This is a genomic window from Streptomyces sp. NPDC057654 (genome assembly GCF_042800135.1).
Lineage (GTDB): Bacteria > Actinomycetota > Actinomycetes > Streptomycetales > Streptomycetaceae > Streptomyces.
The window spans coordinates 1-10134 of sequence record NZ_JBHVHQ010000247.1; the positions used below are offsets into that span (position 1 = coordinate 1).

The following is a 10134-nucleotide window of genomic DNA, read 5'->3' on the forward strand; positions in this document are numbered from 1 at the left end:
CGCGCCGACGTTTTCGCATACGGACCGGGGTCCCCGTACGTCAGCGGACGGCCGTACCACGCAGCAGCACCTCCTCCGGCGCTCTGGCCCCTGAGCGCGCCGACGCACTCACGCTCTCGCCGTCTTCCCTCGCGCCGCCCCTGTCCGCCCCGTCCCCGGTACGCGACCCGTCCTGGCGCGCGGCGGAGTGGGAGTGCGGTCGCCTGCCGCCCCGGCCCTCTCCCAGGACCTGCCAGCCGGTCCTGGTCAGCGTGATGTACGCGCCGCAGCGCAGCCCGTGCAGCGTGCAGGCGTCCCGCAGCCCCCACAACCACGCGCCGTCCTCCTCCGTCCAACGGGCCTCGCCCTCGCGGCAGTAGAGCAACACGGCCGTACGGACCGGGGCGCGCAGCCGCAGGTCGTGCGGGATGATCCTGCGCAGCTGGGCGAGGAGCGCGTTGCGGAATTCCCAGCCGTCCGCCTCGGCGGTCCGCCGGGCGAACGACGCGCTGGCCGCCAGGTGCTGCTCCGGGTCGAGGACCGCGACGACGGCCGTGCGCGGGGTCGGCAGATGGCGCGAGTGGAGACTGGTGACGAGCTCGCGGGGATTGCGCAGCAGGGGTATCCCGGCCGCGGCCCACTCGGCCGGTTCGAGCATTCTGCCCAGCCGGGACGAGGAAGCGGCAGACGGAGGCGGAGCGAAACCGAAGGTCACCTTCCTCCCTTCGTCTGTGCGCACACGGTCCGGGCAGGCCGTCCGGTACGGGCACGCGCCGCCCCACAGCCCTGGCGGGCCGTGGACGGGCAGGAGCGGGGAACGGGGTCAATTCTCGCGGCCGCGTCGGCGGGCGGCAACGAGCAATCCGCGCCGGTGCCCGGTATTTGACGCCGTGCTCCCTACATCCCTTCCCGAACGGCGGGCCTGCCACGCGCGTTCACCCCTGTACCGCGAGGACCAGGGGGAAGACCCCCGGGGCCCCGGCCCGGCGCAGCAGCCGTGCGGCCACCGCGAGCGTCCATCCGGTGTCGGACAGGTCGTCCACGAGCAGGACCGGGCCGCCGGCCCCGGCCAGTGCCTCGGCGAGCGCGGGAGGCACGGTCAGCGCCCCGTCCAGCGCCCGCAGCCGCTGGGCGCTGTTGGTGCGCGGCACATGGGTGTCCGCCTCCGCGTCGCGGTACGCGACGGTGCCGAGCAGCGGCATCCTGCCGATCGCCGCGATGCGCTCGCCGAGTGTCCGGACCAGCTCCGGCCGGGTGCGGGAGGCCATGGTGACGACGCCCGCCGGGCGGGACGGCGCGTCCGGCGCGCCGGACGCCCAGCCGCCCGGACCCTTGGCCCAGTCGGCGAGCACGGTGACGACCGCGTCGGCCACATCGTCGGGTACCGGGCAGTCCGGGGCCTGGGGAGCGAGCAGCGGCCGCAGCCGATTGCCCCAGCCGATGTCGGAGAGGCGGCCGAGCGCCCGTCCGGTGGCGGCCTGTTCGCCCGCCGGAATACGGCCCTTGAGGTCGATGCCGACCGCAGGCATCCCCGTCGGCCACATCCGCCGGGGTTCGAGCTCGGCGCCGGGCCGTCCGAGCTCGCCCCGCGAGGCGTCCAGCGAGGCGGCGGAGACCTCGACGGCGAACCGGGGCCCCGCACAGTTGTCGCACCGCCCGCACGGCGCCGCCTGCTCGTCGTCCAACTGCCGCCGCAGGAACTCCATCCGGCAGCCGGTCGTCGCCGCGTACTCGCGCATCGCCTGCTGCTCGGCCTCACGCTGCCGCGCCACCCACGCGTACCGCTCGGCGTCGTAGGCCCAGGGCTGTCCGGTGGCGGTCCAGCCGCCGCGCACCCGGTGGACCGCGCCGTCCACGTCGAGGACCTTGAGCATGGTCTCCAGGCGCGACCGCCGCAGGTCGACGCGTGGTTCGAGAGCGGGCAGGGACACCGGGCGGTCCGATGCCGCGAGCACGTCGAGCGTGCGGCGCACCTGCTCCTCGGAGGGGAAGGCCAGCGAGGCGAAGTACTTCCAGATGGCCTCGTCCTCCCGGCCGGGCAGCAGCAGCACCTCGGCGTGCTCGACCCCGCGCCCGGCGCGGCCGACCTGCTGGTAGTAGGCGATGGGGGAGGAGGGAGACCCGAGGTGCACCACGAAGCCGAGGTCCGGCTTGTCGAATCCCATGCCCAGGGCGGAGGTGGCGACCAGGGCCTTGACGCGGTTCGCGAGCAGATCCTCCTCGGCCTGGAGCCGGTCCGCGTTCTCGGTCTTTCCCGTGTACGAGGCCACGGTGTGCCCTCGGCGGCGCAGGAACACCGTCACCTCCTCGGCGGCGGCGACCGTGAGGGTGTAGATGATCCCGGAGCCCGGCAGCTCGTCGAGGTGGTCCGCGAGCCACCCCAACCGGTGTGCGGCGTCCGGCAGTCGCAGAACGCCCAGGCTCAGGCTCTCCCGGTCCAGCGGCCCGCGCAGGACGAGGGCCTCGGCGGCTCCCTCGCCCGTGCCGAGCTGTTCGGCGACGTCGGCTGTGACGCGCGCGTTGGCGGTGGCGGTCGTGGCCAGGACGGGGACGCCCGGCGGCAGCTCGGCGAGCATGGTGCGCAGCCGCCGGTAGTCGGGCCGGAAGTCATGGCCCCAGTCGGAGATGCAGTGCGCCTCGTCGACGACCAGCATTCCGGTGGCCGCGGCGAGCTTGGGCAGGACCTGATCGCGGAAATCGGGGTTGTTGAGCCGCTCCGGGCTCACCAGCAGCACATCGACCTCGCCCGCCGCGACCTCCGCCTGGACGGTGTCCCACTCCTCGGTATTGGCCGAATTGATGGTGCGCGCGCGGATGCCCGCGCGCTCGGCCGCCTCCACCTGGTTGCGCATGAGCGCGAGGAGCGGTGAGACGATCACCGTCGGCCCGCTGCCGCGCCGGCGCAGCAGCGCGGTCGCGACGAAGTACACAGCGGACTTGCCCCAGCCGGTGCGCTGCACGACCAGCGCCCGGCGGTGGTCCGCGACCAGCGCTTCGATCGCGCGCCACTGGTCTTCGCGCAGCTTCGCCCTGCCTGTCGTGTCCCCGACGAGACGGGACAGGACGGTATCGGCCGCGGCGCGGAGGTCTTCGTTGCTCATGCCCCCATGCAACACGAGCCCACCGACAATGCGCGAACGAGTCGGAAAGCCTGTGGATAACTTTCATCCACAGAATAAGTAAGACAATCTGCGACTTATCCACAGGGCTGGCGAGGCTTGACAGATCTGCGGGACTGTCTGGCCATGACGAAGCACAACGAATCAACTCGCCGTTCCGCCGCGCCGACCGAGCAGCAGATCACGCTCCGCAGCCCCGCCGAACTCGCCGACGCCCTGCCCTATCTCGTGGGCTTCCACCCGGACGACAGCGTGGTGATGGCGGCCCTGCACGGTGAGCGCGGCCGCCTCGGCGGCCGGCTCAGGCTCGGCATCCCCCGTACCCGCGAGGAGTGGCCGGACGTGTGCGACCAACTCGCCGAGACCCTCGTGACCAACTGCGAAAAGCGCGGAACCCGCCCCGACGGCATCGTCCTGTTCTTCTGCCAGGACCCCGCGCCGGGAGAGTCGGGAAGGGCCGTGATGGAGCGGCTGCGCCCGTTCGCCCAGCGGCTGCGCATCGCGTGCGGCGGGTTCGAGGTGCCCGTGTACGAGGCCCTGTGCATCTCCGACGGACGCTTCTGGTCCTACTGCTGCCCGGACAGCCGATGCTGCCCGGCGGAAGGAGTTCCCATGGCACTGCCCGGCACCTCGGCCATGGCCGCCACCGCCACCTACGCCGGAATGCGGGTGCGCGGAACACTCAAGGAAATGGAGGCGCGACTCGCACCGATGACCGGAAAGACCGTACCGGGACAGGAACACGCGCTGGACGCCGCCGCGGGCCGGCTCGTACCGCGGGTCCTGGACGGCGGCGGCAGCGAAGCGGTACGGGAGGAGACGATGGACGCCCTGCGCCTGGTCCTGGGCCGATTCCGGGACACGCCGCCCCTCGGGCAGCCATTGAAGTCCGACGCGCACGACGACACGCTCCTCAGCCCCGAGGAAGCCGCCACGATCATCGTCGGGTTGCAGGACCGCACCACGCGGGACCAGGCGGCGGAGTGGATGGAAGGACCGGACGGCCAGGCCGCGCTGCGGATCTGGCGAGCTCTCGCCCGCCGCTGCGTGGGCTCCTACGCCGAGTACGGCGCGGCGCCGCTCGCCCTCGCGGGCTGGGTCGCCTGGTCGGTCGGCGAAGGGCCGGAGGCCAGGGTCGCGTTCAGCCGCGCTCTGCGCATCGACCCCGACTATCTCTTCGCGCACCTTCTGTTCCAGGCGTGCAACGACGGACTGGACCCGGAGACGCTGCGGAACTGCCTGCGCAGGGAGCGCGCCGACCGCGCGGTGCACGCGGCGGCCCACGCCGAACTGGAGCGTGCGGCAGCCGACGACGACGCCTCCGCCAACAGCCGGCGCCGCCGGCCGCGGCCCAAGTGCGGCCCCGTGACCGTCACTCGCACGGCCCCCGCCCGTACGTCCGCCGCTCGCACGACTGGACCAGCCCGCACGACTGCCGCCAGTCGGGCGGCCGGAGCCGCCCGCGCGGCTGGATCCGGAGGTACGACCGGGCCCGCCGGACCCACCGGTCCTGGGAAAACCAGCGGGGCCGCCGGCAAGTCGCGTGCGCGCGGCAAGGACGGACAGCGCGACGGACTGCGCGGTACACGCAGCCCTCAGTGACACCCCACCGGTCCGCCCACCGTGTCCTGCGCGACGACCGCGCCGTTCATATCAGTGGCCGCGATCCTCATTAGGCCCGACACGTCCCCAGGGAGCACCCAGTGCAAGGCATGGTCCCCATCGGTCAGCCGGCCCGTCGTCCCGCCGCGTCGGCTCGGCCCGGTGCGAGTCGTACGGAACCACATCCCGTACACACGGCGCTGATCTGTGTGGCCATGCCGTCCCTGGCCATCTCAGCCGAACACGGTCAGCTCTCCGGCCAGGGACTCGACGGTTTCTACCGTTCGGGCCGGAGGGCCCTGGCCCGCTGCCGACTGCGCGTCGCGGGAGCGGAGCCGCTGCCCGTTCAGGCGCGACTCCTCGGCCCGGACCAGGCCCGGTTCGTGGGCACGGTGCGCACGGTGGCCGACTCTGGCCCGGACCCGTCCGTCACCGTGGAACGGCTGCGCCACGCCGACGGCACCGAACGCATCACCTTGCACAGCACCGCCATTCGCACCCTCAGGCTGCCGATCGAAGTCTCCCTCGGCACCGACCTGGCGGAGCTCGGCGCGGCCGCCGCCGGGCGCACCGGGCCCGAACTCCCCGCCAGCGTCCACGACAGCGGCATGCGCTGGTCCATGCCGGGGCTGAACGCGGTCGTCACGGCCGAACCCGCACCCAAGGACACGCTGGCATCGGCGGGACTGCTCTGCTGGGAGTTGGAAGTGCCGCCCGGCGGGTCGCGCAGCATCCAGCTCCAGGTGCGGCTGGAGTGGGTCGGTCAGGCGCGGATCGGTCCGCCGCGCGGGCCCGTGGCCGGGGCCGCCGCACGCGGACGCGGCGCCGCTCCGCTCTGGGGACCGACACAGGCCACGGGCGACGACACGCGCGTCGAAACCCTGCTGCGCATCGCCATGGACGATCTCGGGGCGCTGCTCCTGCGCGACCCCCGCCGCCCCGGCGACGCCTACGCCGCGGCGGGCGTCCCCTGGCGCTGCGGCCTCGCCCCCGCCGAAGCGCTCTGGGCGGCCCGCATGACACTGCCGCTGGGGGTGCGCCTCGCAGCCGGGACACTGCGCACCCTGGCCCGTACGCAGCTGGGAGGACCGGGGGCGGAGGGCGGGCGTATCCCCGGCGCGATGCGGCACGCCGGACCGCATCTGCCACCGGGCTGCACGGGTGTCGAGGCCACCCTGCTGTTCCCGACCGTCCTGGCCGAGGCCCGTCGGTGGGGGCTGCCCGACAAGGACGCCGAGCCGCTGGTGTCGGTGGCCGAGCGCTGCCTGCTGTGGCTGCGCACCGCGGTGGGGGACCGCGGCTACCTCGCGGACCCGTCGCCCGGCGGCCCGTACCGCTGCGAGGCACAGGCGCACGCGCACCGGGCGGCGCTGCTCGGCGCGGACCTCCTGGACGCGTACGGCCGTCCGGGGGCGTCGGGCTGGCGGGAGTGGGCGGCTGATCTGCGCCGCCGCTTCCGGGAGGAGTTCTGGATCGAGGACCGGGGCGGCGGCCGGCCGGCGGCGGCCCGGATGCCCGACGGCAGCCCGATGAAGCAGCTGGGAGCGGCGGCCTCCCACCTCCTCGATACGGGACTGCTGGGCCAGGGCGCCTTCGCCGTGGGGCTGCTCGACAAGGTCCAGACGGAGCAAGTGGCCCGGCTCCTCGGCGGCCCGGCCCTCGACTCCGGGTGGGGGCTGCGCACCCTCGCCGCCAGGGAACCCGGATACAACCCGTTCGGCCACCGGAGCGGCGCCGTGCGGGTCCATGAGACGGCCGTGGCCGTCGCCGGGCTGGCCGCGGCCGGCTACGAGAAGGAGGCGGGCTCCCTGCTGCGCGGAGTCCTCAACGCCGCTGCCGCCTTCGCCCACCGGCTCCCCGAGATGTACGCGGGCGAACAGCGCACCTCGGGGAGCGCCCCACTGCCGCACCCGGCCGCGTGCCGCCCGGCCGCCATCGCGTCGGCGGCCGCGGTGCGGCTGCTCACGACGCTCGCCGGGGTGCTCCCGGACGTGCCGGCCGGGACCGTGGCGGTCCGCCCGATGCACTCCGCTCCGCTCGGCGCGGTGCAGTTCACCGGGTTGCGCGTGGCGGAGCAGCCCTTCGCCGTGCGCGTCAGCAGGCTCGGCCTGGGCATGGTCGAGGAAGCCGCCGACGGACTGCAGCTGGGGGGCTGAACGGTATGCGCCTGGCACAGCCCGATCAGTCTCCGGCGGACGATGCTCAAGGGCCTGTTTATCGTCAAGCAGACGACTATGATCGCGTCATGCCCTACGACCCGTCGGCCTTCCCGCCCTTCGCCGTGACCGTCGACCTGGTCGTGCTCACCGTGCGCCGCCACGCGCTGTGTTCCCTGGCCGTCCGCCGTGGTGAGCCGCCCTACCAAGGACGCTGGGCCCTGCCGGGCGGCTTCGTGCGCATCGATGAGGACCTGGGCGCGGCGGCGGCCAGGGAGCTGGCCGAGGAGACCGGGCTCCTCGCGCAGGACCCCGCGGGCACCGTGCCCGCCAACGCGGCGCACCTCGAACAGCTGGGGACCTACGGCGACCCCAAGCGCGACCCCCGGATGCGGGTGGTGAGCGTCGCCCATCTCGCGCTCGCCCCGGACCTGCCCGCGCCCCGCGCCGGGGGAGACGCGCGCAGCGTGCGCTGGGCGCCGGTGGACGATCTGCTCGACCAGGAGAGCGGCTTCGGCCGGGACGGGGAACAGGCGGCCCCGCTCGCGTTCGACCACGCCCGCATCCTGGCGGACGGCGTGGAGCGGGCCCGGTCCAAGATCGAGTACTCGTCGCTGGCCACGGCGTTCTGCCCGCAGGAGTTCACGGTGGGGGAGCTGCGCCGGGTCTATGAGGCGGTGTGGGGCGTCGCGCTGGACCCCCGCAACTTCCACCGCAAGGTGACCGGCACGCCGGGGTTCCTGGTGCCCACGGGCGGGACGACGACGCGACAGGGCGGCCGGCCGGCGCAGCTCTTCCGGGCGGGAGGTGCGACGCTGCTGAACCCTCCGATGCTGCGGCCGGACGCCTGAGCCCGCCGCCTGGGCCCTGGCCGGTAGGGCGCCTGAGACGGGGGTGAGCGGGGTGTCCGGCGAGATGGGGATCGGACACGGGTGGCGCTGGGAAGCGCCAGGTACGCCGCAAATGGGACATAACGGGTTACCTTGCTGAGGTACGTCCCCCGCCCTTCCGCATGCGCCGCCCAGCGGTCTCACGCCCCGCGAGAGAAGCCATGATCCAGGCCATCGGGCTGACCAGTGTCCCCCGCCGCAACCAGTCACCCGCCGTCGACGACCTCACCTTCGAAGCGCACTCGGGGCGTGTGACCGTCCTTCTCGGGGCGTCCGGGGCCGGTAAGACCAGTGCGCTGCGCCTGCTGCTCCGGCTCGACCCCGGCCGAGGCGTCGCCCTCTTCAGAGGGCGTCCGCTGCACAGGATCCCGCATCCCGCCCGCGAGATCGGCGTGCTCCTCGGCGACCTGCCCGGCCACCCGGCCACGACGGCCCGTGGTCATCTGCGGATGCTGAGCGCGGCCGTCGGGGTGCCGGCCGACCGCGCCGACGACGTCCTCGAAGTCGTCGGGCTCAGCGGACTCGCCGATCAGCGGCTCGGTGACTTCTCGCTCGGCATGGACCGCAGGCTCGGTCTCGCGGCGGCGCTCCTCGGCGACCCGCACACCCTGGTGCTCGACGAGCCCGCGCAGGGGCTCTCACCGCGCGAAACCGCCTGGCTGCACGGCCTGTTGCGGGGGTATGCGGGACAGGGCGGCGTCGTGCTGGTCACCTCGCGCGAGCCGAAGGAGGCCGCTCGGATCGCCGACCGGGTGGTCACCATTGAGGCCGGGTGTCTGCTGGCTGACCAGGAGGTCGCGGACTTCGCCCGTACCCGGCTGCGGCCGCGGGTCGCCGTGCGGTCGCCGCTCGCGGAGCGGCTCGCCGCGCTCCTCGCGGACGAGTCGCACGGCTCGGACCGGCCCGTAGAGGTGGTGCGCGAGGGCGGGAGCCGCATCTCCGTCTACGGCAGCACGTGCGCGACCGTGGGGGAGGTCGCGTACCGGAACGGCATCGTGGTGCACCGACTCGCCGAGGAGAGCGGTGACACCGCCCTGCCCGCCCCGCTCCGACGGGCCGACGGCCGCCGCACGGGTGAGGGCGAGCCGCTGCCGGCGGCAGTCGTGGCGAGCGCGCGAGGGGAGGGGGAAGGGGGAGGGGCGGGGGGCGCCCCAGTGCTGGGCGGTACGGGCGATGGCGCCGAGCGGCCCGTGGGGCTGCCCGCAGGACCGTTGGCCGTGGCGCTGCCCGCAGGGGTGGCAGCGGAGTCCGGTCCGGCGGCGCATGCTTTCGGGCGGTTGGCGCCGCCGGGGCCCGTGCAGCCGTTCCGTTATGAGCTGCGCAGGGCCGTCGGGGCGCGCCCCGGCTGGGTGGTCGCGGCGGTCTCGCTGGCCGCCTCGCTGCTGGCCTCCGTGCTGATCGCCCGTAACGGGCAGCCCTCGGCGCTGCCCCTCTTCACCGGCTGGCCGGACGTTTTCCCGCTGCCGCCAGCCGCGGTGGGGGCGGGGCTGCTCGGCGCGCTCGCGTTCGGCCAGGAGTTCCGCTATCCCGCGCTCTCCCCGGACCAGGGCGCGCTCCCGCGCCGTCTCGGTCTGCTGGGCGCCAAGCTCGCGGTCGGCGCCGCCGCCGCGCTGTTGCTCGCGCTCGCCGTTCTCGCGCTCGACGGGTTCGCGCTGCGCTTCCTCTACGGGGCCGGGGCCGCGGCGGTCCCTGCCGATTGGCCCGCGCTCGTCGCGGGCTGGGCCGGGCTGGTGGTGGGGTGCGCTTGGGCCGGGCTGCTTGCCGCGGGAGTCTTCCGGTCGGCGTTGATGGGGCTGGCCGTAGTGCTGGCAATGCCAGTGGTGATGGTGCCGGTGATGCGTCAGCTGGTGGCCGGCTCGTCGGCCCGGTCGGTCGTCGGGCTGCCGGACCGGCTCCGGTCGGTGGCCCTGATGCAGTGGCCGACCGGTGTCGATCATGGGATGTCGGCCGTCCTGCGGCTGTCGGCCCATCCCGTGGGCTGGGCGCTGGCGCTCTCGCTCGCCGTGCTGCTCTGCGCGTACGCGCTGACCGCGCTCCGGGGGCGGCCGCGTCGGTGGCGTGGAGGGGGAGAGGGAGGAGTAGGGGGGCAGTCGCATGATCGGCCCGCCCTCCCCGAGGGGCGCCCGATTGTGTCCGATAAGGCGTCAATTATGAGGTAATGCGCGATCACCCTTTCGTGTGCTTTTCACCAAAGAACTCAAGGGTTTCCGGGGCGTCGCCGACAAAGGATGCGTGAGTACCCTTGCGCACACCATGATGACCGCGGCTCGCCCCGCCGACACCGGCCTCGCAGCTCCGGGCGAGCTTGACCGCTACTCCTACGCGGGCGCCCCCGGCGCCGATCGCGTCGGCGCCCCGTCCTGGGACGGAGGTGACGCGGAGCTGGGC

The 10134-nt window shown here is 74.1% G+C and carries 6 protein-coding genes and 1 pseudogene; 5 read left to right on the forward strand and 2 right to left on the reverse strand.

What is annotated here, in order from left to right; translation table 11 throughout:
- Nucleotides 1-40: 40 nt before the first annotated feature.
- Together ACFU99_RS19660 and ACFU99_RS19665 are read right to left on the reverse strand one after the other, a co-directional pair.
- Nucleotides 41-694: a hypothetical protein gene (locus ACFU99_RS19660; protein ID WP_384393559.1), complete on the reverse strand. Its 654-nt coding sequence runs from the start codon at nucleotides 692-694 to the stop codon at nucleotides 41-43.
- A gap of 220 nt (nucleotides 695-914) precedes the next feature.
- Nucleotides 915-3080, reverse strand: a complete 2166-nt coding sequence (locus tag ACFU99_RS19665) for a RecQ family ATP-dependent DNA helicase (protein ID WP_384393562.1) — start codon at nucleotides 3078-3080, stop codon at nucleotides 915-917.
- Between the two features lie 144 nt (nucleotides 3081-3224).
- On the opposite strand from ACFU99_RS19665, the gene ACFU99_RS19670 reads away from it, so the two are divergent.
- The 5 genes and pseudogenes from ACFU99_RS19670 to ACFU99_RS19690 all read left to right on the forward strand — a co-directional run.
- On the forward strand, nucleotides 3225-4700 hold the full coding sequence (locus ACFU99_RS19670; protein ID WP_384393565.1) for a DUF4192 domain-containing protein: 1476 nt from the start codon (nucleotides 3225-3227) through the stop codon (nucleotides 4698-4700).
- A gap of 215 nt (nucleotides 4701-4915) precedes the next feature.
- Nucleotides 4916-6856, forward strand: a complete 1941-nt coding sequence (locus ACFU99_RS19675) for a glycogen debranching N-terminal domain-containing protein (protein WP_384393571.1) — start codon at nucleotides 4916-4918, stop codon at nucleotides 6854-6856.
- Between the two features lie 89 nt (nucleotides 6857-6945).
- Complete coding sequence (locus ACFU99_RS19680) at nucleotides 6946-7707, forward strand: NUDIX hydrolase (RefSeq protein WP_363224450.1); 762 nt, start codon at nucleotides 6946-6948, stop codon at nucleotides 7705-7707.
- 200 nt (nucleotides 7708-7907) lie between these two features.
- Complete coding sequence (locus tag ACFU99_RS19685; RefSeq protein WP_384393568.1) at nucleotides 7908-9905, forward strand: ATP-binding cassette domain-containing protein; 1998 nt, start codon at nucleotides 7908-7910, stop codon at nucleotides 9903-9905.
- A 19-nt stretch (nucleotides 9906-9924) separates the two neighbouring features.
- Nucleotides 9925-10134 (forward strand): annotated as a pseudogene (locus ACFU99_RS19690) (GntR family transcriptional regulator); the annotation flags it as partial.